Consider the following 25,053-nt stretch of genomic DNA (forward strand, 5'->3'; position numbering starts at 1 on the left):
AAACAATATTTGAATTGCTTCGTTGCTGAGGGTTCCATGGCCGTATTTGACCGCACACACAAAACCAAGATGTCTACTGGCATTTTCAAAAGTGCGACAGCTGTCTCACTGCTGCTGGCTTGCGGGATTGCACTTTCAGGCTGTGCAACGAACAAACCTCGGGCACAGGCTTCTGTTTCTCAAAGTCAGCAGTTAAAGCCAGGCTCACAAGAAATGCAGAAAGCGCTCGCTTATTGGGGCGGAGCTTATTCCAAGGATCAGAAGAACCCACGCACGATCCTGAACTATGCAGCGGCCCTTAGAATTGATGGCCAAGGTCAGCAAGCAGAAGCAATCTTGCGCCGGGGTGTTATCGCCAATGCTGAGAACAAAACCATTGCCGCCAGCTACGGCAAGGTGCTTGCAGAAAACGGCAAACTACAGGAAGCGCTGAACGTCATCGACAACGCTTTTGACCCTGCACAGCCAAACTGGAAAATGCTCTCTGCCAAAGCTGCCATTCTGGATCAGCTGGGAGAAACTAAGCAGGCGCGCGCCACCTATCAGCAAGCACTCAAGATCTCCCCGAACGAGCCATCTGTGCTGAACAATCTGGGAATGTCTTATCTTCTGGCCGGAGACCTGCGCAATGCCGAAACCGCCCTGCGCTCCGCTTTAGATACAGGCCGCGCCGGCAGTCAGGTCCGCCAAAACCTCGCCCTCACCCTCGGCCTCCAAGGCCGCTTCGATGAAGCCGTCCGCGTCGCACAATCCGACATCGACCCCCGCCAGGCCGCCGAAAACGTGGCGTACCTGAAGACAATGCTTGGGAAGGCGTGAGTTAGAAGGTTTGCATAACCTGAATTGCTGCAGGCGCAATAATCACCACAAACAATGCTGGCATAAAAAACATCATCATGGGCACAGTAAGTCTTGGCGGCAATGCGGCTGCTTTACGCTCAGCTTCCTGCATTCTTGCTTGACGGTTTTCGTCGGACAACACTCGCAAAGCTGAGCCAATTGGCGTGCCGTATTTTTCGGCCTGCATTAGAGCAACTACCACATCCTTAACGCCATCAAGGCCTGTCCGATCTGCCAGATTTTGATATGCTTTTCTTCGTTCATCCAAAAACGACAACTCGGCAGTTGCTAAAATAAGCTCTTCTGCCAATGCAGTTGACTGTGTCCCAACTTCCTCAGCGACCTTCTTAAACGCTGCTTCAATCGACATGCCAGATTCAACACAGATCAGCATTAGATCCATCGCATCGGGCCAAGCTAATCTAATTGAGTCTTGCCGTCTCGCGACTTGGTTCTGAACATAAATGCTCGGTGCATAAAACCCCACCACAGCAGCGAGTAGCGACAATAGAAAGACGCCCCCAACTGAAGCATCAACCTTTAACACAATCTGAAGATAGAAAAATGTGAGCGCAAAAAAGGAAACTGGAAGTACAATCTGCAAAAACAGATAGGTGTATAGCGGAGAAGCTCCCCGATACCCTGCCATTTTAAGTTTGTTAATAACGTTATCATTCGAAAGTATCTTCTTCAGATCGTATTTATCAACGAACTCACGTACACTCTCTTTGGGACTGCTGCGCAGAGCGACACGTTCATTTTCTTTCTGATTAGCCAGCCGATTTCTCTCGCGTGCACGAATTTCCTCGCGTTCTAAAGCAACTGACTTCATTCGAGTCTTCAAATTATCTCGTTCAAACAGAGGCATAAGCAATGCGTAGAAAGTCCCCGAAACGGCTAAAAGCGTCAAGACCACAACAAACACATTGCTATTTTCAAATTCGGATAGCCCCATAGCTGTGCTCCTTAGATCCTAAAATCAATCATTTTCCGCATAACTAAGATACCTATGGTCATCCAAACCAAAGCAAATCCAACCAGAATTAAGCCAATCTCGGTATCAATAAGATAACGAATGTAATCAGGTGCTACCACCGAAAGCATCAAAGTGACGAGAAATGGAAGCGAGCCGATGATTGCTGCTGATGTTTTCGCTTCCTGACTAACAGCCCTGATTTTCCCTTTCATTTCTTTACGTTGGCGTAATGTCTTTGATAGATTGCCAAGGGCTTCCGACAGGCTACCACCTGCCTGCGCTTGAATCGTGACAACGATAGCTAGAAAGTTAGTTTCCTGAAGAGGTACTCTTTTAGGAATGTAATGAATAGCTTCAGACAAAGGCATACCCATATGCATCTTGTCTAGTACGTGTGAGAACTCAGCACCGACGGGGTCTTTGGATTCTGTAGCTGCGATTTGTAAACAATCACCAAGAGGCATGCCTGATTTCACGCCACGAACGATAATATCTACCGCGTTTGGAAACTCATCGAGGAATTTGTCAAAACGCTTCTTGCGCCTCTTGGAAATGTACAAACGAGGCAATCCAAACGTTCCAACAAAAAGCAAAGCAAGCGCGATCCAGATTGGTTGTCCTAAGAACAAGCTGGAAAAAAAGATAATCAGTCCGCATAACACTGAAATAATATAGTACTTGGGTTTCGACCAAGATAAGCCCGCCTGTGCAATCCAGTCCGCAAATATCGGCTTATCAGCATTTTTCTTTTTGGCAGCTTGAGCTGCCTCCATTGCCTTTAGCTGATCTTGGACAGTTTTACGACGAGCAGAAACGTCTATCTTTTGAGAACGGCCTCTGACTTGAGAGCTGCTCTTCTGAACCAGGCCTTCCTTTCGCTTGCCCAATTTATCCTTCGAAAACAGCGGTGCCAGCAAGGTGAAGGTAACGCCGACGACGCTGATCATTATAAGTGCTGTAATCAGATAATCGGCCAGAGGAGACGCAAGGAAGCTATCGAGGTTAGCCATGCAGTCCTCCTGAGATATCTGAGGCGTCGAGGGCGCGGGCCAGGCGTTCTTCTTCGTTGAAGTATCTTGCTCTATCCCAGAAGAGAGGGCGGCCGATGCCGGTTGAGCGGTGCTGACCTACGATCTTGCCGTTCGCATCTTCACCAGTGATATCATAGGTGAAGAGATCCTGTGTGGTGATGACATCACCTTCCATACCAACAACTTCGGTGATGTGTGTGATGCGGCGCGAACCGTCTCTGAGGCGGGCAGCCTGCACGATCACATCAATGGAGCCAACGATAATCTCGCGTACCGTCTTGGATGGGAGCGAGAAGCCACCCAATGCGATCATGGATTCAATACGCTTCAGGCATTCGCGTGGGGAGTTGGAGTGGATTGTGCCCATAGAACCATCGTGACCGGTGTTCATGGCCTGAAGCAAATCGAACACTTCCGGGCCACGTACCTCACCCACGATAATACGTTCAGGACGCATACGCAGACAGTTCTTGACGAGATCACGCATGGTAATCTCCCCCTCACCTTCCAGATTTGGGGGTCTGGTTTCTAGGCGCACCACATGAGGCTGCTGAAGCTGAAGTTCCGCACTATCTTCGCAGGTAATGATGCGTTCAGTGCTGTCGATGTAGCGTGTCAAACAGTTCAGGAGTGTGGTTTTACCAGAGCCCGTACCGCCAGAAATAACAGTGTTACAGCGGACGCGTCCAATAATCTCCAGAATTTCAGCACCTTCTGGCGAGATGGAGCCAAAATTCACCAGCTGGTCCAGCGTAAGCTTGTCTTTCTTAAACTTACGAATTGTGAGGGCTGGCCCATCCAAGGACAGCGGTGGTGCAATCACGTTTACACGAGATCCATCAGGCAAACGGGCGTCACAGATTGGGCTGGACTCATCAACACGGCGCCCAACCTGCGACACGATGCGCTGGCAGATATTCATCAGCTGGCGATTGTCACGGAACTGGATGCCAGTCTGCTCCACCATGCCATCTGTTTCGATGTAAACGGTGTTTGCGCCGTTCACCATGATATCCGCAATATCATCACGAGCTAGCAACGGTTCCAGCGGGCCATATCCCAGAACGTCGTTACAGATATCCTCGAGCAGATCTTCCTGCTCGGCGATGGACATAACGAGGTTCTTAAGAGCGATGATGTCATTGACGACATCGCGGATCTCATCGCGCGCATCGTCCTGTTCCAGACGACTCAACTGTGAGAGATCGATCGCTTCTACCAGTGCATTGAAGATGGAGGCCTTGGTCGCATAATACTCCTGAGTTCGTTTGTTCTCAGGGGCACTTTCCTTCGGCTTTTCAGGCTGCTTCTCAATAACCGGTTGGGTTGGCTTAATCTTGTTCGGCGTTTCCTGAACAACAGGCTTTGTTGCCTGCGCCTGTATCGCTGGGTTTACAGGAGCAGACTTTGGTTTTTTGTTTCCAAATTCACCGTTGCCACGTCTACCAAACATATTCTAACGCCTTTAAATCAGCCCAAGGACTATTTACGGACTTTTTTCATTAGGGATGCGAAGAGTGATTTGCTCTTCTGGTTCATCTCAGCCTTGCCAGTCACTTTCGCTGCAATCTCTTCAAACAGACCAGCACTGCATGCCGACTATCAAACTCAGCAATCATCTGACCATTGTTGGAAGCTGTGCCAAACAGCGCTGGCTCAAATGGCATGGATGCCAAAGAGACAACATCCAGCGCGCTGCTGAACTCATCCGGCTTGATTTCAGGTCGTTTTGGGATGCCGACTTTGTTCAAGACCAGATAAGGCTTTGCATCGTTCGGGCGCAGCTGACCAATGCTGTCAACGAGGTTCTTAGCGTTGCGCAGGTTCGCCAGATCAGGCTCCGCAACAATCAGAACTTCATCGACATGCGCAAGGATATGACGAACCCAACCGTTCCACGTATGAGGCAAATCGAGCACAACCGTTGGCGTACCCTTCTGCATCACTTCAATGACCTGATCGAACTTGTCAGTTTCAAAATCATAAGTCTGATCAAGCGTTGCAGGGGCTGCGAGCAAGCTCAGGCGATCATTGCACTTTGAGAGCAGACGATCGAGCAGTGTGTCATCCAGACGCTCTGGAGAAGCAACAGCTTCCATCACGCCTTGCAGAGGGTCCTGATTGAAGTCCAGACCGGCGGTTCCAAAAGGCAAATCCAGATCTGCAATCGCAACATCATTGTCCAATGTTTTGGCGATGGACCAGGAGAGGTTGTGCGCAACAGAAGAGGCACCACACCCGCCTTTTGCACCGATCACAGCGATCGTACGGCCAAACGGTTCGGCTTCGGTATCTGAATAAAACTGACCAATCGTATTGATGATCTGCGCGATATCGACGGGCCCAACAATGTACTCACCAACACCACGCTGAATAAGCGCGCGATAGAGGTTCACATCATTCACACGGCCGATAACCAGCACATTGGTCCCAGCATCACAAACTTCAGCAAGCTGATCCAGCTCTTCAACCATCTCTTGAGGACTGGAGAGAGATTCAACGATTAATAAGTTAGGTGTCGCAGCACTTTGGAAGGTTTCAACAGCTGCAAGAATGCCTCCCTGATGCACCATCGTATGTGTTTTAGACATTCGACGATCAATGCTTGAGTTCTGAATAGTTTCTGCTGTTCTGGAATCTACGCAGAAAGCTTGAACAGAAATACGAGGGATGCTGACAAACTTAAACTCAGAAGTTGAAAGTTGACCAGCAGCTCCATCGTCAAACGTTGTACCTATATCGGACTGTGCAAAATCGCTCATAGTTTATCTCGTTAATTCTGCGCAACGGATGATACATTTGTTCCAACACCGGCTCCATACTGCCCTGCAGTCAGGTCTCCAGTACGATTGTTAGCCAAAATTTCGTTGGTTCTTGCTGGGTCGTTTGGCCCCAATGGTCTAGGACGTAATAGATCATTGGGATTATCAACCATAGCTGCAAGGTTTGCCTGTGACGCACATCCAAAGTTGTGATAGTCCCGATTCTGACTGTCGCCGCTCATTGCATCGGGCCAATCACCACAGTTACGAACAACACCTTTTATTCTCATAAATGAGAGGCGCACAGGAGCGGACGCAGCCATATCGGAAACAGTATAACTTCTCATAATTATGCGATCGTGGCTCACACCACCGTTCTTAAGAGCTTCTCGAATTTGAGGAGAAACAGTTCGAACTGCCGTTTCATTTGCAGATCCGGATGGAACCAGAACTTCAACAATTCCATTTCCATCAACTTTCGCTTCTTGGCCAAATGCAGCAACAGCAGTTTTCGTTGCTGCATTCAAGTTACGAAGTTCACCAGATACCGGAATATCAAAATTCTCAGGAGCTTCGGTCACAATTATGGGATGTCTTTTTCTATAATCGAAGTCAGCAATAGAATGCTGCTCAACATAAGAAGGCTGAGATTTGCATGCAGCAACCCATAAGCCCAAGCCCAAAACCCAAAGAGTTTTCTTGAAAGCAACGCTACAATTCGTGGTAGCAGACGTTTGTACATTCATCGAACTCGCCTCACTCGTAAATGTAGCCAATTTTGCCATGATAATTCCCTTTGACAGGAGCATCTGTTCCCCTGTAAATCCGGCTCAACTGGTTTAGGAATACTGTTGACTGATCACTTGGAGCTGCAAAATTGTCATCAGGGCGCGCCACTTTTGAACGCGCAATTGGTCTTACAACATAAGGAGTTACAAAGATTACGAGTTCGGTTTGACGATTGATGTAATCTCGGCTCTTAAACATTGTGCCCAGAATTGGAATGTTCTTTAGCCCGGGTATACCATCAATTTCCTGGCCATAGTTATGCTTCAGAAGCCCTGCCATCACGAGCGTTCCGCCAGATGGCAGCTCTAAGGTAGATTCTGCTCTGCGAACCTTAAGTGCAGAGACAGAAATAGCACCTGCAATGTTTACCGCACCTTCCGAACTAAGCTCACTTACTTCAGTTTTAACCCGAAGTTTGATGCGTCCTTCAGACAGAACTACCGGAGTAAAGTCTAGACCAACACCGAATGGCTTAAACTCCAAGCTAACTTTGTTGTCTTCGTAAGCGACAGGAATCGGAAATTCACCCCCTGCTAAGAAGCTGGCATTTTCACCTGAAACGGCCACCAAGGTTGGCTCTGCAAGGGTGCGCATAACTCCATCACGCTCCAACGCTTTTACAGTTGGCGTAATTGTGTTGCCACCAAACGCGTACTTGGCAGTTAATGAGCCAGCATTTACAACAGAAGGGTTGATGTTATAGCCAGGGGATGTATTAAAATTAAGATCCAATGCACCAATAGCAATTGATCCCTGAAGACTGACGCCTAACTGTTTAATAGTTGTCCGATCGACTTCTGCTACTGTCACTTTCAGCTGGACTTGGTCTTTTTCAGCAACAGCAATCGTGTTGACAATTTTCGACTCCTGACCATCTACAAACTTCAATGCAATATCATAAGCCTGCTGTGCTTCTAGCGGAGACACGGCTGTCCCTGACAGAACTATGCTCTTATTAACAATGTCCGCATGAATTGATGAGTTAGGTAGCAAGCGCGCAAGCATTTCAACAAGATCAGATGGATCAGGTTGAACATTCAGATTAAACGATGCCAGCTGTTTACCGCCGTTCCCAAACAGAACAAGAGAAGCTTGTCCGGCTAAGTTCCCAAAGACAAAGACACGATTTCTTGTTCGAACAACTGCATCTGCAATCTTTGGGTTCGATACCAACACATCACGAACTTCTTCGTTTGTGTTCAGGACAATAGATCTTCCCTCCCCCACATTCAGCTGGCGGACTTTGCCGCTGTGTTGGGAGGTGACTTCTACTGTGGCTTCGAAGTTGGTTTGGGCTGTGGCGAGTTGTGGAGCGGCTACTGCCAGTGTCAGCGCCATGAACAGATTTAGGAGAGCTCCGCTGAAACGGGATTTCTGCGGTAAACTTCTCGCCGGACGCATGTGTCGATGAAAAACCATAGTTTACCTACTAATTTCCGTTAACAGACTGGGAGGCAATCCCGTACTTCACAAACTTCACACCACCTTTCACGCGTGGTGGTTGCTTCACACCATCTTTTGAGTCCGCTGCGCTGCGCAGTGACAGCGAGAGCGTTCCCATTTGAGTGGCGCGTGCGATCGTCTCGGCTTCGTGAGGGAAGAGTTCCAGCGTGGCAGTCTGATCCGGTGACATGGCCTTTTCGCTGTTCTCTGACGCTGTCGTGGTGTCGATGGCGAGCACCTTGATGTTCTCGAGAAGCGTTTCACTGATGAAGCCTTCATCGCGTTTCTTGGCCTGCATGCTGATCAGCACGTCAACCTTATCGCCAGGAAGAATGAAACCACCCGCCGTGGAGACCGCGTCCACCGGCACAGCAACTGCGCGTTTTCCTTTTGGGAGGATCGCAGCAAGGAAGCCTTTGTCGGTGTTGATCAGACGTTCTGCGCGGATTGGTTCGCCGCTGAACATTGCAGCTTTGATGATTTGGCCAAGGAACTCTTCGTCCGCCTGAGGACTGGAGCTTCGCAGGATCACGCCGTCAGATACAGATTCTTCCGGCCATTTGGCCCAGCTCAGATCACCCTCAGTGAGAGCGGTACCAACTTTGAGATCCTGTGCGGCGACAAGAATTTCCAGAGAAGGTATTTCCTGTTCCTGCACAACGATAGTTTGTGCCGGCTCCCGGGAACCAGAAGACAGGTTTAGCCAAGCGGCCAATCCACCGGCGCTTAAAGCGATAATTAAAACTAATAATCTGGAGGCCTTCATGTGGCACCCACCCTCTAAGAGATTTGGCTAAGCAGCATTCGTTAACCCTAATTTGAGCAAAAATTGTCAAGACATAGTTAATATTCCGTAACAACACTACATTTGTAATTTTTACTTATGTGCATAGAGTCAATTTGGGAATATCTATGAAGAGCAACAGGTTAGCCCTAGTGAAAACACACTAGTTCCAAACATTAATACTTTGTTTAGATTAATTGCGCGCGATATGCTCACAAAGTTGGAATCTGCGAGAACCAGAGGGTGTTCGGATACACCTGAATTCCTGCTATCGCGATGGCTATTCCATAGGGAACACCGGACTTTTTATCGTGCAACTTCAGCAACCACGCCTGCCCGTGCATGAATTGCGGGAAGTACGGCACCTTGCGCAATGCCAGGATGACCAGCGTCAATGCCCCACCGTAGATGCTGGTGAGCAGGATGAAGTCCAACATGTTCATGGAAAGGCCCAGCCAGAGTGAGATTGCAGCCAGAAACTTGACATCACCGCCGCCCATCACTCCCAGAGCAAACAACCCAAAGCCGATTACCATCACGCCGAAGCCTAATGCGAAGCTCATACCCACTTGTTGGAGAGGCAGTTGCAGCAGGAAGGCCATGGCGACAAATGCCACGACAAGAAGCAAGTTGAGTTTGTTCGGGATTGTCATGGTGAAGAGATCAAAGAAAGCAGCAACTGCAAGCAGCAATGGAAATATGATCAATAGTCCATTTGCAATCATGTCGTGATCTCCCCCACAAATACCGTACTATGGTTTTGCAAGGGCAAATCCAAACAGGAGCTTAACGACTGATATTTTTATCTCCTGAAACCTCATTTATTTACAAATTTAATTGTTTGGTTTCACGAGCTCCCACAGCTGCAGATCACGCTCCGCTTCGCCGATCTGTGCCTTGTTACTGGCTGGAATAAAGGCAGAATTGGTGAGTGTGGGAGCGGACACCATGGCGAGGATGGCCAGAGCGATGAGGCCAGAGATAAGCCCGAACTCAATTGTCGCACTGCCCAGTTCTCGCTGGAACAAACCACGCAGGATGGAGAGCATCAGATCACAACTTTATTGTTATAGTTGTGTGTGATGCTACTCCCTGCAGCTAAACCTTAGATTGATTGAGGCGCTCAACTTGTTTGGGTTTTCGGGCTTTCCCGCTAAGGTTTCATCAAGAAATGACCGGCTTAGTAGCCGACTTCCAGATCCACGAGGTTCTCCAAGGCCTCCCCACTCTCAAAGCCTTTGATTTGCTTTACCACGTACTCTGAAAGCGCCTGCGGATCACTTTCGGCGGCAACATGTGGGGTGATGATGCAGTTTTTCTGTTTCCAGAGCGGGCTCTCTTCCGGCAGAGGTTCAATCGCAAACACATCAAGACTTGCGCCTTTGAGTGCTCCAGACGTCAAAGCTGCGTCAATCGCGACTTCATCCTGCGTCGCACCGCGACCTGCGTTGATGTAGACGGGGCCACCAAGCGCTCCACTTTGCGATAACATGGCAAGTCGGTCTGCATTGATCAGTTTATGTGTTGCTGGCGTAGATGGCAGCAGGTTGACCAGAATATCCGTGCGGTTCAGGAATGCTTTCAGCTGGTCTTCACCGGCAAAGCTTTCAATGCCTTCGACCGTTTTCGACGTGCGGGACCAACCTGCGACGTTGAAACCGAGTGATTTGAGCGCTTTGGCGGAATCCAATCCCAGCTCACCAAGCCCGAGAATGCCGACACGAACATCTATTGCAGCCCATTGCCTGTGGCCGTGCCAAACACCTGCTTCTTGTTGAGCTGCGTACGTCAGGTGTTGGCGATGGTGGAGTAATGTTTGGAAGACGACCCACTCGGTCATGCGGTTGGTCAGGTCCGGATCAACGATGCGCACGAGGGGGAGTTTAGGCAACTCTGGCAGGGATGTGAGATGGTCAACACCTGCTCCCAATGAGAAGATCACCTTCAGGTTTGGCAGAGCAGCAAAAACAGCTGGGTCTGGCTTCCATGCAAGCAAATACTCTGCTTTTTCCGGTTCAGAAACACCACCATTCCAGCCTTCGATCTTTCGGTTGGGCAGGAGTGCTTGTAGCCGGTCGATCCACTCAGCTTCGTTGAAGTTTTTGAGAGATAAGACCAGGTTCATAAGGCACTCCATTTCCAAGTGTGTTTTGTCCGAGGATCAGCGAGTAATCTTCGGCACTGCGCGGTCATATATCAATTGCGCAGTTCGTTTTATTAAGAGTCGACAAAATCAGCAAGCTGCTGACGTTTTCGGTCGACGACCAAGCGGGTTACATCCGGTCGGCTGTAGTGACCGGTTGGGTCAAAGAGCTGGCGCTCGGCACGGACCATGGCGTGATCCAACTCTGCGGTGATCAGGAGCTCCCTGCCCACTTGCGGCTCCACAATCCATGAGCCATCCGGCGCTGCGATGCAGGAACCGCCATCAGCGAGGAACTCACTGCTGCCTTCAAGGATTTCAGTGAGTTCCGGCGTATCCTCCGGAAAATCTGAAGCCCGCATGAGGCCCGAGACAGAGAGTGTGTAGCTTCTGCTTTCCTTTGCCACGAAGCGGGTTGGGTCTTCCGTGTTTCGCAAACCACCCGGCCAGACAGCTACATGCAAATCTTCGCCTTGCGCATACAAGGCAACACGGGAAAGCGGCATCCAGTTTTCTGCGCAGTTGAGACCACCTACTGTGAACCGACCTAGGGGATGCACACGTAAGCCGTTGCCATCACCCGGTGCCCATGCAAGGCGTTCCGCATAGCTTGGCTGCAGCTTGCGATGGACTGATCCGATCTCTCCGTTTTGATCAATGTAGACCAGCGTGCAGTAGAGGCTGTGGCCGCTTCTGTTCGCAGCCCGTTCCATCACACCGAGGTAGACGGATATGCTGTGTTTCTTCGCCATGGCACAGACTGCATTGAGGTGGCCTTCCTCAATGACGACGCCCTGATCCAGAAATCGCGCATACATGGCTTTTTGCTTTGGGTCGTTGAACCGCGCGCCATCTGTTCGCTCGATCCAGAAGGGGTACCCCGGCACAAGTGTTTCGCCAAAGGCCACGAGTTGGCAGCCCTGTTTGCCCGCCAACTCCACCGCATCGAGTACCTTTTGCAAGGTTGCTTCTCGCTTCAGCCAGACCGGTGCGATCTGCGCGAGGGCCACTTTGATTTTGTCTGATGCGGATGGGTTTTGCGATGTATGCGTAACTTCCAAAATTTCCATGGCTTAATACTCAGTATGCAAGGTGAAGATCACAGAGAGGCACGGCAGGGCCGCAAAAACAAATGTCATTTGAATGACGAGGTTTTGCCGTTCCAATTCTTAATCTTACTATGAGGCAGGTTGATCTGTAGCGGGTCGCATCTCTCAACTTCACTGAATTTTTTGAGAGAAAAACTGTGCTACTTCACGTCCTGCCTCACTCTTTATTCCTGAGTACTTAGTTTCATTCAGCGTCGATGAAATCAGCCAGTTGCTGGCGTTTGCGATCGACGACCAAACGAGTCACGTCCGGGCGGCTATAGTGGCCGGTTGGATCGAAGTTCTGGCGCTCACCACGCACGACTGCATGATCCAGCTCAGCGGTGATCAGCACTTCTTTGCCGACCTGAGGTTCAACGACCCAGGAGCCATCCGGTGCGGAGATGCAGGAGCCACCGTTAGCGAGGAAATCATTGCTGTTTTCCAGAATTTCGGCGAGTTCCAGCGTGTCTTGCGGGAAGTCTGATGGACGCATGAGGCCGGATACTGAAATCACATAGCTTCTGCTTTCCTTCGCGACGAAGCGGGTTGTGTCCTCTGTGTTGTGAAGTCCGCCCGGCCAGACAGCAACGTGGAGGTCTTCACCTTGTGCATACAGAGCAGCGCGGGACAGAGGCATCCAGTTTTCGAAGCAGTTGAGGCCACCAACAGTGAAGCGGCCCAGCGGATGCACGCGCAGGCCGTTGCCATCACCCGGAGCCCAAGCAAGACGCTCCTCGTAGGTTGGTTGCAGCTTGCGGTGAGAGGAGCCAATTTCACCGTTCTGATCGATGTAAACCAGTGTGCAGTAAAGGCTGTGGCCGCTTCTGTTGGCAGCACGTTCCATCACACCAAGATAAACAGCGATGCTGTACTTCTTCGCGATTGCGCAGATGCCATCGAGATGGCCATCTTCGATCACAACGCCTTGCTCAAGGTACTCGGCGTAAATTGCCTTTTGCTTGGGGTCGTTGAAGCGGGCACCGTCGGTGCGCTCAATCCAGAACGGGTAACCCGGCACCAGAGCTTCGCCAAAGGTGACGAGCTGGCAGCCTTGTTTGCCTGCGAGCTCTACCGCATCTGCCACTTTTTGCAGTGTTGCTTCGCGCTTCAGCCAGACCGGAGCGATCTGGGCGAGAGCGACTTTGATTTTATCAGATGCAGCAGGGCTTTGTGTTGTATGTGTTGCTTCTAAAATTTCCATGGGGTTCTACTCAGGTTGCGAAAATGTCAGAATCACTGGCGAAAGCTTGAATTCAAGAGCATTGCCCGAGGGATCTTTGATAAAGAAAGTTCCCTGCTCTCCCGGCTGGCCCTGAAACCTGATCTTAGGTTCGAGCAGCCATTCAATGCCTTCATGCGCTTTCAGGCGTTCTGCCAAAGCCAACCATTCATCCATTGGCAAAACAACGCCAAAGTGAGGAACGGGGACAGCATCGCCATCAACTACGCCAGTGACTCCGATTGAGATTTGCGATTTATCGCGAAGGTGGGCGGACATCTGGTGGCCGAACAGGTCAAAATCAACCCATTTGCCTTCCAGCTCACGGCCTTGTTTGCACCCCAGCACGCCCATGTAGAACGCTTTGGTCTGCTCCAGATCATCAATTGGAAATGCCAGATGGAATGGATGTGCCATGATCAGCCTCACCTTACTATCAAACTTCATTACGCATTCAGATGAGAGAACCGAAAGCACTATCTGAAGTACGTTCTATACCTAAAACTCATGTTGGAGTTGTTTTAAACTGCCAAAAATCTCATGGATAGGCCAATGACAGTCACATAGACATGAGTTAAACTCATAATATGAGCCGACATAACCTTTCGATCACCTCACAAATCCTATCTGTGCTGCCTGTTTTTGATGCTGCTGCACGTCACGGCAGCTTTACGCGGGCGGCCAGAGAACTGGGCATTACTCAGGGGGCTGTTTCGCGGCGCATTCAGAGTTTGGAGGAGCAGCTTGGGCTTGTTCTGTTTTCCCGGCAGGGGAAGACACTGTCGCTGACGCAGGATGGATTGCTGCTTAGCCAGAAAGCGAAGAATGCGCTGAAGCTGGTTGAGGATCTGGAGCATGAGCTGAAGGGCTCGGTCTCTGGTCAGCTGCGCATTGGCACTTTGCCGTCTCTGGCCAACTTGTGGCTTATGCAGAGGATCAAAGGTTTCACGAAGACCTACCCTGCAATCAGCATTGATCTTGTCACGATCCCAGCGGATTTTTCTGCTGGGCACAAAGACCCCGTCAACTGGGATCCTTCCAGCGTGGATGTGGCGCTAACTGTTGGGCGGGGCAGCTGGGCTGCGTTGGAGAGCCATCATATCTGCGATGAAGAGATGGTTTTGGTGTGCAGCCAAAACCTTCTGGGTGATGCGCAACCGGAGAGCCTGCAAGATGTTCTCGGGTTGCCGCGGCTCATCCATTCCACGCGTCTTGGCAGTTGGGAGTATTGGGCGGAGGCGCATAAGCTTTCCAGCTATCTGCCGGGAGATACATCCCTCTCCTTTGAGCACTTTTTCATGGTGTTGGAAGCGGCGCGTCAGGGGCTTGGGCTTGCGCTGCTCCCCTCTCTCCTGATTGAGAAAGATCTGGCAGACGGCACTTTGATAGAGCCAGTATCCGCTCGTCATGTGACGGGGAACGCCTATTACATGGTAGGGAGCTCAGCAGCGTGGCGGCGTCCGGCAGTGGCAGCACTGCGGGACCACCTCGCGCAGGTTTCCTAGAGCCTATCTGCGGTCAAACTGAAAGGGCGATGGCAGTTCATCATCAGCCAGATGGGTTGTTTGTGGTGCTTGCGATGCAGAGGAGGTAACCGGCTCACTCGCTTTACCGCCCAGTTGCATCTCGTCGATCTTGCGGGCGCGGTTGCTGATCTTATCGCCAGAGATCATGATCTGATCCAGATCCTTGTTGGTTTGGGCGAAGTGGTTTTGCAGTTTGGAGACGCGCTCTGTCAGCCGACCAACGTCCAGCAGCAGCTTGCCGACTTCTGCTTGAATGAGATGGGCTTGTTCGCGCATGCGTGCATCTCGCAGTACAGACTGGATCACCTGCACGGCCAGAACCAGCAGAGATGGAGAGACAATCACCACTCGCAGACGGTGAGCTTTCTGCGTCAGATCCGGAAAGCCCTCGTGGATTTCGGCGAAGAGGCTTTCAGAGGGCACGAACATGAGCGCAGTGTCCTGCGTTTCGCCCGGCAGCAGATACTTGCCCGCGATATCTTCAAGGTGTTTTGAGATATCCTTTCGGAAGCGGTTAGCAGCTTCTTTCAGCTCTGGCTTGGTCTCTGCATCCTTGATGGCTGCAAACGCCTCTAACGGGAATTTGGCATCAACCACCAGAGGCGGCGCACCTGTTGGCATATGGATCAGGCAGTCGGGGCGAGACCGGTTGGAGAGTGTGCCCTGAAACGTGAAGCTGGTTGGTGGCAGAGCATCGTCAATGATGGCTTCCATACGGCCTTGTCCAAACGCTCCGCGAGACTGCTTATCATTCAGCACCATTTGCAGGTCTGTCACCTGCCCGGCCAGTTCACCCATGGTTTTGTTAGCTTTGTCGAGCAGAGCCATCCGCTCCTGCAGTCCCGTCAGGCTGGCATGGGTTTGGCGGTGAGTTTCCAGAACAGACGCGCCCAGCGTTTTGCCGAGGCCATCCAGACGGTCATTCACCACACGCATCAGGTCTGACTGGCGGGAGCCAAACACCTCTGCCATGGTTTGCATGCGGCCGGTCATCTCACCTTGAGAGCGCACCAGTTCTGCCAAAGCTGCTTCCGTATCCGCAGCCTGTTTTTGCTCCAGCGCCGATGTCACGCGCACCCTGTTCAATTTTGCGCGTAAACCCATGATCCAGATGAGCAGCAGCAAGAACAAAAGACCGCCACCAATGATGGCTGCCTGAATGTATGAGAGGGTGAATGCACCGTATGTGAAGACTGTCTGTTCCATGAAACAAACATAGAACACTTTGCAAGCCCGCGATACCTCTCAGCTTTCTTGGATGCACTGCAACCCACATCCTTCAATTGATGGGGAGCCCTCTTAAAAACCTCTAGCCAAAAGCCTATAGTCAACGACTTGGCAAAGTTCCTATAAGAGGATATGAAGCCAGAACATCAATGTCAGCCGGCCTCATGTTGAGCGGACAGCTTTGCAACGAGAACAACTTCAAAAGTAATTATGACGATTCGCGAGATTAAATTTGTCCCGGAAGCCTGCCTTCGTGAGAAGTGCGCTCCGATTGAAGACATCAACGACGAAATCAGAACACTTGCCGACGACATGCTACAGACCATGTATGACGCGCCGGGTATTGGCCTTGCTGCGAGCCAGATTGGTGTGATGAAGCGCATGTTCGTTCTGGATGTTGCAGAGCGCGAAAGCGAAGAAGACGACAGCGTCGAAAAAGAGCCGATGGTTTTCATCAATCCTGAGATCACCTGGTCTTCTGAAGAGAAGAACACTTATCAGGAAGGCTGTCTTTCCATTCCTGGCATTTATGAGGATGTTGAGCGCCCAGCCGAGGTTCGCGTCTCCTTCCTCAACATCGAAGGTGAGAAGCAGGAAATTGAAGCTGGCGGCCTGCTGGCAACCTGCATACAGCACGAGCTGGACCACCTGAACGGTGTATTGTTCATTGACTACCTGTCTCGCCTGAAGCGTGACCGGATCGTTAAGAAGATGATCAAGCAGCAGAAGCAAGCCTGATCCATCTGGCAATGCATTCAGATTAAGCGGCCTTCAGCGGAGGCCGCTTTTTTATTGCTTTCTTTCTGACGACAGACGGGTCTGTTTCCCACGCATCTTTGCGGGAAAACCGGTTTCCACTTGCCGGAGATAGGCTATAAAGCAGCAACACAAAAATTACAGCAGGCAGGTCAGCTATGTCATTGCGCGTCATCTTCATGGGTACTCCCGATTTTTCCGTCCCAACTCTGATTGAGATCGTTGGGCAAGGTTGGGATGTGGTTGCCTGTTACTCGCAGCCACCACGCAAAGCCGGACGCGGCATGGAGCTGAAGAAGACACCGGTGCACGAAGCTGCTGAAAGCCTCGGCATTCCTGTCTTCACGCCTACCTCTTTGAAAAGCGAAGAAGAACAGGAACGGTTCCGTTCTTTTGAAGCGGATGTGGCTGTTGTGGTGGCCTATGGTCTTCTGCTGCCGAAAGCCATTCTGGAAGGTACCGAGTACGGCTGTCTGAATGGTCACGCATCATTGCTGCCACGCTGGCGCGGTGCTGCGCCGATCAACCGTGCGATTATGGCGGGTGATAAAGCCTCTGGCATTCAGGTGATGCAAATGGAAGAAGGGCTGGATACAGGCCCTGTATGCATGTCCGAAACCGTTGCGATCACTGAGGATATGACCGCTGGTGAACTGCATGATCGCCTTTCTGGCCTTGGCGGAGACCTGATGCTGCGTGCGCTTTCTGCATTGTCTCGTGGTGGTTTGAGTTCTACGCCTCAGTCTGAGGATGGTGTGACCTATGCCAAGAAGATCCAGAAGAGCGAAACCCGTATCGACTGGTCCCTGTCAGCAGAGCAGGTGCACAACCATATTCGCGGTCTTTCTCCTTTCCCAGGTGCGTGGTGTGAGATGGAGCTCGGCGGCAAAAACGCTGAGCGTGTGAAGATCCTGCGCAGCAGCCTTGCTGAAGGATCAGGTGCCGCTGGTGAGGTTCTGGTTGCAGAAGAAAGCACGCTGACCATTGCGTGCGGTTCTGGTGCGATCAAGCTGGTTCAGGTTCAGCGGGCAGGCAAAAAGGCCATGTCTACCGATGAATTTTTACGCGGCTCTAAGCTTAGTGCTGGAGACAAGGTTTCCTGACCCTACTTAATCAGATAGGCTTTTCTTAAGAGACACAAGAACACACGGAGGCGACATGGTTGAAGTCCAACAGTTTGGAGTGGATCAGGTTGATCTCCGTGGGCCTGAAAAGAAAGATGAGCCTGCTATCCTGTCACTGCTGGTTCGGGCATTTGGGCAAAGCAATGAGGGCCGCTTGGTTGAGCGGCTTCGTGGTTGCCGCGCTTTGGTTCTGGAACGCATTGCGACGGATAATGATGGCAATCTTCTAGGACACCTTGCATTCTCACGGGTGACTGGCACTGGTGAAGGTCACCGGCTGAAGATCAGTTGTCTTGCACCGGTTTGTGTTGAACCCGCTGCCAAGAACAAAGGTGTTGGCACCAAGCTTATCCAAGCAGCACTGGATGAGTTGCAGGGGCTGGGTGAAGATCTTGTCCTCGTGCTTGGTGCACCGGACTACTTCAACCGTTTTGGCTTTGACAGTGAGCTGGCAAAGAAGGTCCAAGGGCCGTATGCCGGACCTATCTTCATGCGCTGCCATTTACTCAGGCGGGGCGTGAGGAGCTTCCTGTTGAAGTGACCTATGCCACGCCGTTTCAGGAGTTTGAGTAGGTTCGGTTCCAGCCTTGTCACGAGGTCTGGTCTTGGTCATTCAAATCTGATAGTACAGCGCGAAATTTCCGATGCATCCTGCGGGCGATTGCCTGTGCCACTCTGCACGGGCTATACAGCCTGCCGCTTAACTTTTGCAAAGAATAAGAATGCCGCGCTACAAAATTACCATTGATTATGACGGACGCCCTTTCGTTGGCTGGCAGCGTCAGGACAACGGCCCAACAGTTCAGGGTGTGATTGAGCGCGCGATCAAGTCTTTCACGGGTGAGACAGTGACCATTGGTGGCGCTGGCCGTACTGACTCTGGTGTTCATGCAACGGGTCAGGTGGCACATCTGGATCTTTCCAAAGACTGGCCAGCAGAAACCGTGAAAAATGCGCTGAACTTTCATGCTCAGCCGGACCCTGTCGCTATCTTGGACTGTGAGAAGGCTGGGCTTGGCTTTGATGCGCGTTTTTCTGCCATCCGCCGTCATTACCGCTACAAGATTGCCAACCGCCTTGAGCCTCTGACGCATGACCGTGGTCTAGCCTGGTACGTGAAGCCGGAGCTGGATGCGGAAGCTATGAATGAAGCGGCGCAGGTGCTGCTGGGGCATCATGATTTCACGACGTTCCGCCATACGCGGTGTCAGGCGAAGAGCCCGTGGAAGACCATGGAGCGCATTTGCGTTTATCGCCAAGGCTATCACGTATTTCTGGAATGCAGTTCCCGCTCGTTCCTGCACAATCAGGTTCGTTCTATGGTGGGTAGTCTGCGTCTTGTAGGCGAAGGCCGCTGGACCAAGGATGATCTGAAAACTGCGTTGGAAGCATGCGATCGCAAGGCGTGTGGGCCTGTTGCCGTTCCTGAAGGGCTTTACCTCACTCAGGTGGACTATCGCACTCCAGAAGAGGATGAAGCCTCTTTCCTCGCCTATCAGGATAGCCTGAAGAACGTTGGTGCTGATGAAGCGCCAGCGGATGAAGAAGATTAAGTTCTCCATCTCTGAAGCCTAAAAGGAAACCGGAGGCCGTCCTCCTCCGGTTTGCCGATTTATTTTGCGTCTTCGAAGGTCACCACACGCTTGTAAAGGTGCCATGTGGTGTGGCCTAGCACTGGCAGTGTGACCAGCAGACCGATGAACGCGGGGATCATGGAGACCATCAGGATTGCCGTGATGAGCAGTCCCCATCCAACCATGACCACCGGGCTTCCAGTTACGACCTTTACGCTCGTGATCATCGCGGTGACAAAGTCCAGTTCCGTATCCAACAGGATTGGAAAAGAGACCACGCTGACGGCAAACAGCAGGACCGCAAAGAACGCCCCCACAAGATGGCCTGCCGCAAGGAACAGGAGGCCGTCTGAGGTTTCGAAGATCGTCTGCGCGAACTGCACAAATGTGCCGTAGCCCTGCATCCCCAAGAAGAGCGCCAGCAGCAGGTGGACTTTAAACATCCATAGGAACTGGATGAAAATCACCACAAAGGCCATCCAGCAATCTCACCGCGGCGTTGCTCCCACATCAGGGTGAACAGGCCACTCATACGTGGAGTTTCCCCCGCTTGAAGCCGTCTGGAGGCTTCATAGAGCCCAAGCGCTGCAAATGGCCCAAGCAGCAGGAAGCCGCAGGCCAGCGGGTAGCTGATGTAGCTCATGTCCACCCAGAACGAGAGCAATGTAACCAGTATTCCGCCGATCATAAAGAACGCGCCGAAGGTTAAGCCAATAACCGGCGTTTTCACAAAGTCCAGAATTCCAAGCTTTAGGGAGCTTGTTATATCCTCCAAAGTAACCTGACGAACTATAGGTTTCGCCAGCTTGTTCTGCGGGTTTTGTGCACCCGCAGGTACAGTCAGATGATTGTCTGACATCCGTCCCTCCCAATTTTCCTCCACGTCAAGTGTGCGCGGAAACTCAGGTGAGCGCTACTGAAAATTTAAAGGGGCAGGCGAAAAACTGGTTTGATCAGGCAAACAGCCGGTCAAACGAAGCGCTGATCAGGATGGAAAGCACCAGATCCAGCACAACAAGACCGATGGAAATGGAGAATGTGCATCCACCAACAATACGGGCGATCTGGAATCGGTACCACAGCACCCAGCCGACAATCGGGAATGTCAGCATGATCAGCAGAGCAGACGGGATCAGCCCCGCCAAATAGAACAGATTGAGGAACGTCTGCGGCAGCAGAATGAGCAGTGTGCTCCAGTTTCTGACGATGATGTAAGGACCGTAGTTGCGTCCCAGCCCCAGTGATCCAGCCAGAAGACCGACGACGATCGGAAAGGCAATCCAATCCACGAACAGCGAGATGGTTTTGCCGGTGTAGAACTGAGCACCAGTTGCAACAACTTCCGTCGCATCAGGCCCCATAGCGGCCTGATGCTCAAGCATCAAAGCCTGCTCGGAGATCAGAGACAGGAAGTAAAAGGGCAGCAACAGGAAGATGACCAGAAAGGAGCGCCAGAAGCCGTCTGCAGACAGATCAAACTGCTGCACCGCTTCTGCCTCTCCCTTCATGATCCTCCAGGATGCAATGCAGGACTGGCGAATTTCCTGAATGCCAAGAGCCATCACACCATCCTGTTCCTAATCAACTCAAGCCTGAAAGTAATCTTGCAGGAAGCGAAAGTAGATGTCGGCGAGTTGCTCGATATCTGCCACTGCGACGTGCTCATCGACCTTGTGCATGGTCTGACCAACGAGGCCGAACTCAACTACAGCACAGTAGTTCTTGATGAAGCGTGCATCTGAGGTGCCACCACCGGTAGATAGCTCAGGCGTGCGGCCTGTAACTGTCTTGATGGAGTTGGAGAGGGTCTGGATCAGCGCTTCGTCATGGGTCAGGAAGCTGTCGGTTGCTTCCTTGGCGTATTCAATGCTCCAATCAAGACCTTCTGGCGCTGCATCGCTCAGAAGCTTGGTGACGTGCTCGCTCAGAGATTTGACAGACCACTGATCGTTAAAGCGAATGTTGAACTTCGCCATTACATGCGCTGGAATAACGTTGGTTGCTGTGTTGCCAACGTCGACGGTGGTGATTTCCAGATTGGATGGCTGGAAGCGCTCGTTACCTTTGTCCAGTTCCACCTCAGAAACTGCACTCAGCAGTTTGAGCATACCCGGTACAGGGTTGTCTGCCAGATGCTGATAGGCCACATGGCCCTGTGTGCCGTTGACCTTGATTGTGCCGGTCAGGGAGCCGCGGCGGCCCACTTTGATGGCATCGCCCAGAGCATCCGGGTTGGTTGGCTCGCCCACGATACAGGCATCAAACTCGTGCCCTTGCTCTTTGGCCCACTCCAGCAGTTTCACAGTACCGTTGATTGCTGGGCCTTCTTCGTCACCGGTGATGAGGAAGGAGATCTGGCCCGGAATTCCGTCTGGATGCGCCTTCACATAGTCCAGAGCTGCTGCTGCAAACGCTGCAACGCCGCCTTTCATATCTGCCGTTCCACGTCCGTGCAGCATGCCATCAGCGATGGTGCCGTCGAACGGGCCATGGGTCCATGCGGCTTCGTCGCCTACTGGCACAACATCGGTATGCCCTGCAAACACGAAATGCGGTTTGCCTGTGCCGATGGTGGCAAACAGGTTCTCGACGTCCGGTGTATCTTCATCGGTGAAGGTGACACGGGAAACATCAAAACCAGCGCCTGCAAGCAGGTTTTCGAGCGTGGAAAGAGCACCGCCTTCAGCCGGGGTGACACTTGGACAGCGGATAAGGTCGCGGCAGATCTGTACCGCAGGAGAAAGCGTATCAGTCATGCTCCGAGATTTAGCTGTGCTGTGCCAGATGGTCAATCACGAGTTGCCAGCACTTCGTGAATTTCACTGGCCTATAACACCGCAAAATCTCAACAGAGACGCTTACTTTTTGGGTTTGATCGGGCGGCTGTTGGACGTTGGGCCGTATCTGTTCGGGCCTTCCTCGCTTTTCAGGAAGCCAACAACGATTGGCACAAGCAGATTGAGGAAAGGCAGGAACAAGGTCAGCGCCACAAATCCCGTGATTCCACGATCCTGCAGACGCTTGATCACAAGCATAAACATCATAAAGTTTGTGAGGAGGATCAGCGGAAACAACAGCGGGTTTGTTGCCAACATATCGTTGTAAACCTGCGCCAGTGTGAGATCTACTGCATCACTTTCGTTGTAAGTCAGCGAGCCAGCAGTCACGCTTATAGCAATGTACATCACACAGAAGATCAGCGCGATTGCGAGCCAGTATACGCCTTTGGAGATTCGTCCAAACGGGTTGAAAAACAACCAAAACAGGTTTGTTTTCGGGCTATTTTGCTCTGGCATTATCTGATCACTTAAAGCAGCTGCCTGATGGTTAAGCGGCTGGGCTGCTTTAATCCCTCATGTTCTTGCGTGTTGTTATCCGAAAACCGTTCCCCACCTTACGGGAATACGCTTTAAGAAATTTCAGTTCGCAAGGATGTACGCATAATGTGAGCTGCTTTCAAGAGGGAGGCAGCCGCAAGACACAAGTGGCGGGGAAGATAATCTCCCGCCACGATACAAAATGCATGTTTCAGAGCGTGTTAGCCTGTCAGGAACCGATAGTCACAGTATCGAGATATCCGCTGAGTGCCTTGGTGCAGTTGATGCCCAAATCTCCGACGGCATAACCGCCTTCCATCACGAACAGTGTTGGCTTGCTCAGTCTGGCAATACGGGCGCCTATTCTGGAGAAGTCATCTGTTTTCAGTTTGAACTTGGAGATCGGGTCTTTCTCATAGGGATCCATGCCAAGTGAGACAATGATTACGTCCGGTGCAAACTTCTCAATGCTTCGGCAGGCATCTTCCATGGCTTCAGCCCACTCGACCCAGGAGGTTCCATGGGGAAGTGGGTAGTTGTGATTGTACCCTGCCCCTTCTTTCAGGCCGCGTTCATTGGCATGGCCCAGATAGTAAGGAAACTCCACTTTCGGGTCCGCATGGATAGACAGGAACTGGACGTCGGCCCGGTCATAAAAGATCGCCTGGGTTCCATTGCCGTGGTGATAGTCCACGTCAAAAATCGTGACCTTGCCCACGCCCTGATCGCGCAGATGCTGGGCTGCGATTGCGGCATTGTTCAGGAAGCAGTAGCGCCATAGAGCGGCGGTGAGCGTGGTGCCCCGGAGGGCGGCAGAGCGCGAATGCGGAGTTGTCACCGGAGAGGAGCAGATCCGCCCCGGTCAAAGCAGTTTCCGCACTCTTGCGCGCTGCAGTCCATGTGTGAGCCCCCATGGGGGTGCCAGCATCAAACGAATAGAAGCCGAGCTTACCATCAATCTGATCGGGGACGATATCGTGTCTGAGGCCATGGACTGGCCAGACAAACGGGAAGACTTCCTCTTCAGTGCGCCCTTCTGCCAGCCAGAGCTGCCAGAAATCCAGCAGGAACGTGACATAGTCCGCGTCATGCACTTTGAGGATCGGGTCCAGAGAAAAATCGTTGGGAGCAAGAACCTCTCCGAACTGCGCTTTCTTGATGTGCTCAAGAACGATTTCGGCGCGAGAGGGTATCTCGTTGGCAGGTACCAGTTTCCCATCCGAGATTTCTTTGGTCGGGGCATGCAACAGCTGATCAGGCGAAAAGATAGTCTTCACTGTTATCGTCCTTTACAACGCCTGATGTGCTACTCTCCTCAGCACATCAGATGAAACGGTATTCTGTTATTTGCAGGTAGTGCTCAGTTGGTTGAAGCGTGGAACACGCAAACTCCTCGTGGTTTGGGCTATCAGGCCAGCATTGAGGCTCAAGGCACAGGCCAGCACGTGGACCATAGTTTTTGCCGTTAAAGCCCGGAACAGGTGTATTCAGCGAGCTGCCATCGTAAAACTGAATGCCCGGCTCGGTTGACCAGACTTCCATCTTAATTTGAGTTTCAGGCTCAAACACGACAGCAGATAGCTCTGGCTTTTCCAGACGGAACTGGCGAAGGCAGAAGTTGTTGTCAAAACGACTGTCCTGCTCATCCTGCACCTGACGCATTTCTCGGAAATCATAGGCTGTGCCAGCCACATCGACGATTTCGCCGGTTGGGATCAACTCATCGGAAACTGGCAGATAAGAGCGGGCCGGGATCATGATCTGGTGTTTTGTCACGTCTTCATGATCACCCAGATTGAAATAGCTGTGATGCGCAGGGTTCAGCAGGGTCGGCTTGTCTGTGGAACCGGAAAACTCAATGCGCAGCGTGTTGTCTTTGGTGAGGGTATAGCGGCATGTGATCTGGACAGTGCCCGGATAGCCTTCTTCCCCATCCGGAGATACCAAAGAGAGCAGAACGCTGTCTTCGCTGGCTTCTTCGATGGTCCAGATGCGGTGCGCAAACCCTGTATGGCCGCCGTGGAGATGGTGACGTCCGCTTCATTGACGGAGAGTTGGAACTCGTCATTGCCGATTGAGAAGCAGCCGTTTGCAATGCGGTTGGCGCAGCGGCCTGCGGTGGCGCCCATGTGTGGTGAGTGAAGTTCGTAGTCGCGCAGATTGTCGAAGCCGAGCGTTAGGTCGCGGTCTCCCAGCTGCAGTCTGCGTACTGTGGCTCCGTAAGTGAGGATGCTTGCGGTCAGATCTCCGCCATGCAGTGTCACTTCCTTCACAGTTTCCCGGTTTTCCAGCTCACCGAAATCACGAATAGCCACTGCTTTCCCTTTCAATTGCAGACCTGCCTCCCCCTCAGGTCGCCGTTTCACTACCAACCTCCTATGAAACGAGAATTAGTACAAGCAAGACAAAAGGATACCGCCCTTTGCAGGGCTGCACGCAGCAGGATTTATT

General features: G+C 51.7%; 24 protein-coding genes and 3 pseudogenes. 6 read left to right on the forward strand and 21 right to left on the reverse strand.

All coding sequences use genetic code 11. The annotated features are described in order from the left end of the window. Window positions 1-36 precede the first annotated feature (36 nt). Window positions 37-819 (forward strand): tetratricopeptide repeat protein, encoded by a 783-nt coding sequence (locus tag JCM12308_RS15010; protein WP_008552484.1) that lies wholly within the window; start codon window positions 37-39, stop codon window positions 817-819. 1 nt (window position 820) lies between these two features. Here JCM12308_RS15010 and JCM12308_RS15015 read toward each other — a convergent pair whose 3' ends face one another. The 13 genes and pseudogenes from JCM12308_RS15015 to JCM12308_RS15075 all read right to left on the reverse strand — a co-directional run bounded on the left by JCM12308_RS15015 (window position 821) and on the right by JCM12308_RS15075 (window position 13,525). After that, window positions 821-1,795, reverse strand: a complete 975-nt coding sequence (locus JCM12308_RS15015; protein WP_054784306.1) for a type II secretion system F family protein — start codon at window positions 1,793-1,795, stop codon at window positions 821-823. An 11-nt stretch (window positions 1,796-1,806) separates the two neighbouring features. Further along, window positions 1,807-2,826, reverse strand: coding sequence for a type II secretion system F family protein (locus JCM12308_RS15020; RefSeq protein WP_167369216.1), 1,020 nt, complete (start codon window positions 2,824-2,826; stop codon window positions 1,807-1,809). Beyond that, window positions 2,819-4,300 carry a TadA family conjugal transfer-associated ATPase gene (locus JCM12308_RS15025; RefSeq protein WP_054784307.1) on the reverse strand — a complete coding sequence of 494 codons (1,482 nt, stop codon included), beginning with the start codon at window positions 4,298-4,300 and terminating at the stop codon, window positions 2,819-2,821. The genes JCM12308_RS15020 and JCM12308_RS15025 overlap by 8 nt, the downstream gene beginning before the upstream one ends. A 100-nt stretch (window positions 4,301-4,400) precedes the next feature. Then, window positions 4,401-5,609 carry a CpaE/TadZ family protein gene (locus JCM12308_RS15030; RefSeq protein ID WP_208978608.1) on the reverse strand — a complete coding sequence of 403 codons (1,209 nt, stop codon included), beginning with the start codon at window positions 5,607-5,609 and terminating at the stop codon, window positions 4,401-4,403. Window positions 5,610-5,620: 11 nt separating this feature from the next. Further along, window positions 5,621-6,394 (reverse strand): CpaD family pilus assembly protein, encoded by a 774-nt coding sequence (locus JCM12308_RS15035; RefSeq protein WP_164845320.1) that lies wholly within the window; start codon window positions 6,392-6,394, stop codon window positions 5,621-5,623. Next, on the reverse strand, window positions 6,366-7,736 hold the full coding sequence (locus tag JCM12308_RS15040; RefSeq protein ID WP_054784308.1) for a type II and III secretion system protein family protein: 1,371 nt from the start codon (window positions 7,734-7,736) through the stop codon (window positions 6,366-6,368). The genes JCM12308_RS15035 and JCM12308_RS15040 overlap by 29 nt, the downstream gene beginning before the upstream one ends. A 91-nt stretch (window positions 7,737-7,827) precedes the next feature. Beyond that, window positions 7,828-8,607, reverse strand: coding sequence for a Flp pilus assembly protein CpaB (gene cpaB / locus JCM12308_RS15045; RefSeq protein ID WP_008552322.1), 780 nt, complete (start codon window positions 8,605-8,607; stop codon window positions 7,828-7,830). A gap of 230 nt (window positions 8,608-8,837) precedes the next feature. After that, a complete protein-coding gene (locus tag JCM12308_RS15050) occupies window positions 8,838-9,350 on the reverse strand; it encodes an A24 family peptidase (protein WP_008552307.1) in 513 nt (170 codons plus the stop codon). A gap of 108 nt (window positions 9,351-9,458) precedes the next feature. After that, the gene (locus JCM12308_RS15055) at window positions 9,459-9,674 is read right to left on the reverse strand and encodes a Flp family type IVb pilin (RefSeq protein WP_054784309.1); all 216 of its coding nucleotides are present in this window, start codon (window positions 9,672-9,674) and stop codon (window positions 9,459-9,461) included. A gap of 131 nt (window positions 9,675-9,805) precedes the next feature. Beyond that, the gene (locus JCM12308_RS15060; RefSeq protein WP_208609122.1) at window positions 9,806-10,750 is read right to left on the reverse strand and encodes a 2-hydroxyacid dehydrogenase; all 945 of its coding nucleotides are present in this window, start codon (window positions 10,748-10,750) and stop codon (window positions 9,806-9,808) included. 92 nt (window positions 10,751-10,842) lie between these two features. After that, the gene (locus JCM12308_RS15065) at window positions 10,843-11,838 is read right to left on the reverse strand and encodes a carbon-nitrogen hydrolase family protein (RefSeq protein WP_054784311.1); all 996 of its coding nucleotides are present in this window, start codon (window positions 11,836-11,838) and stop codon (window positions 10,843-10,845) included. A 223-nt stretch (window positions 11,839-12,061) separates the two neighbouring features. Next, window positions 12,062-13,060: a carbon-nitrogen hydrolase family protein gene (locus JCM12308_RS15070; protein WP_054784312.1), complete on the reverse strand. Its 999-nt coding sequence runs from the start codon at window positions 13,058-13,060 to the stop codon at window positions 12,062-12,064. Between the two features lie 10 nt (window positions 13,061-13,070). After that, window positions 13,071-13,525: pseudogene (locus JCM12308_RS15075) on the reverse strand (VOC family protein). A 140-nt stretch (window positions 13,526-13,665) separates the two neighbouring features. Between JCM12308_RS15075 and JCM12308_RS15080 the strand changes: the two are divergent. Next, window positions 13,666-14,583, forward strand: a complete 918-nt coding sequence (locus tag JCM12308_RS15080; protein WP_054784313.1) for a LysR substrate-binding domain-containing protein — start codon at window positions 13,666-13,668, stop codon at window positions 14,581-14,583. 3 nt (window positions 14,584-14,586) lie between these two features. Here the strand turns inward: JCM12308_RS15080 and JCM12308_RS15085 are convergent, their stop codons facing one another. Further along, window positions 14,587-15,810 carry a DNA recombination protein RmuC gene (locus JCM12308_RS15085; protein WP_208609123.1) on the reverse strand — a complete coding sequence of 408 codons (1,224 nt, stop codon included), beginning with the start codon at window positions 15,808-15,810 and terminating at the stop codon, window positions 14,587-14,589. 231 nt (window positions 15,811-16,041) lie between these two features. Here JCM12308_RS15085 and def point away from each other — a divergent pair, with 231 nt between their 5' ends. From def to truA, 4 genes are all read left to right on the forward strand, one after another. Then, complete coding sequence (gene def, locus JCM12308_RS15090; RefSeq protein WP_008552325.1) at window positions 16,042-16,569, forward strand: peptide deformylase; 528 nt, start codon at window positions 16,042-16,044, stop codon at window positions 16,567-16,569. Window positions 16,570-16,751: 182 nt separating this feature from the next. Next, window positions 16,752-17,690, forward strand: coding sequence for a methionyl-tRNA formyltransferase (fmt, locus tag JCM12308_RS15095; protein WP_054784382.1), 939 nt, complete (start codon window positions 16,752-16,754; stop codon window positions 17,688-17,690). A gap of 55 nt (window positions 17,691-17,745) precedes the next feature. Beyond that, window positions 17,746-18,252, forward strand: a complete 507-nt coding sequence (locus JCM12308_RS15100) for a GNAT family N-acetyltransferase (RefSeq protein WP_208978609.1) — start codon at window positions 17,746-17,748, stop codon at window positions 18,250-18,252. Window positions 18,253-18,433: 181 nt separating this feature from the next. Then, window positions 18,434-19,264, forward strand: a complete 831-nt coding sequence (gene truA, locus JCM12308_RS15105) for a tRNA pseudouridine(38-40) synthase TruA (protein ID WP_054784315.1) — start codon at window positions 18,434-18,436, stop codon at window positions 19,262-19,264. 59 nt (window positions 19,265-19,323) lie between these two features. Here the strand turns inward: truA and JCM12308_RS30060 are convergent, their stop codons facing one another. From JCM12308_RS30060 to JCM12308_RS15135, 7 genes and pseudogenes are all read right to left on the reverse strand, one after another. Next, the gene (locus JCM12308_RS30060) at window positions 19,324-19,764 is read right to left on the reverse strand and encodes a DUF2189 domain-containing protein (protein ID WP_208978610.1); all 441 of its coding nucleotides are present in this window, start codon (window positions 19,762-19,764) and stop codon (window positions 19,324-19,326) included. Continuing rightward, the gene (locus JCM12308_RS32355; protein ID WP_208978611.1) at window positions 19,749-20,144 is read right to left on the reverse strand and encodes a DUF2189 domain-containing protein; all 396 of its coding nucleotides are present in this window, start codon (window positions 20,142-20,144) and stop codon (window positions 19,749-19,751) included. Before JCM12308_RS32355 ends, JCM12308_RS30060 begins: the two co-directional genes overlap by 16 nt. A gap of 94 nt (window positions 20,145-20,238) precedes the next feature. Continuing rightward, the gene (locus JCM12308_RS15115; protein ID WP_014283880.1) at window positions 20,239-20,847 is read right to left on the reverse strand and encodes a hypothetical protein; all 609 of its coding nucleotides are present in this window, start codon (window positions 20,845-20,847) and stop codon (window positions 20,239-20,241) included. A 24-nt stretch (window positions 20,848-20,871) separates the two neighbouring features. Beyond that, window positions 20,872-22,041 (reverse strand): succinyl-diaminopimelate desuccinylase, encoded by a 1,170-nt coding sequence (dapE, locus tag JCM12308_RS15120; protein WP_054784316.1) that lies wholly within the window; start codon window positions 22,039-22,041, stop codon window positions 20,872-20,874. Between the two features lie 102 nt (window positions 22,042-22,143). Further along, complete coding sequence (locus tag JCM12308_RS15125; RefSeq protein WP_008552419.1) at window positions 22,144-22,581, reverse strand: DUF805 domain-containing protein; 438 nt, start codon at window positions 22,579-22,581, stop codon at window positions 22,144-22,146. Between the two features lie 250 nt (window positions 22,582-22,831). Further along, a pseudogene (locus tag JCM12308_RS15130) lies at window positions 22,832-23,879 on the reverse strand (histone deacetylase family protein). Between the two features lie 46 nt (window positions 23,880-23,925). Beyond that, a pseudogene (locus JCM12308_RS15135) lies at window positions 23,926-24,968 on the reverse strand (aldose epimerase family protein). Window positions 24,969-25,053 lie beyond the last annotated feature (85 nt).

Origin of the sequence: Pseudovibrio denitrificans JCM 12308 (genome assembly GCF_001310815.1) — a bacterium.
Classification (GTDB): Bacteria; Pseudomonadota; Alphaproteobacteria; order Rhizobiales; family Stappiaceae; genus Pseudovibrio; species Pseudovibrio denitrificans.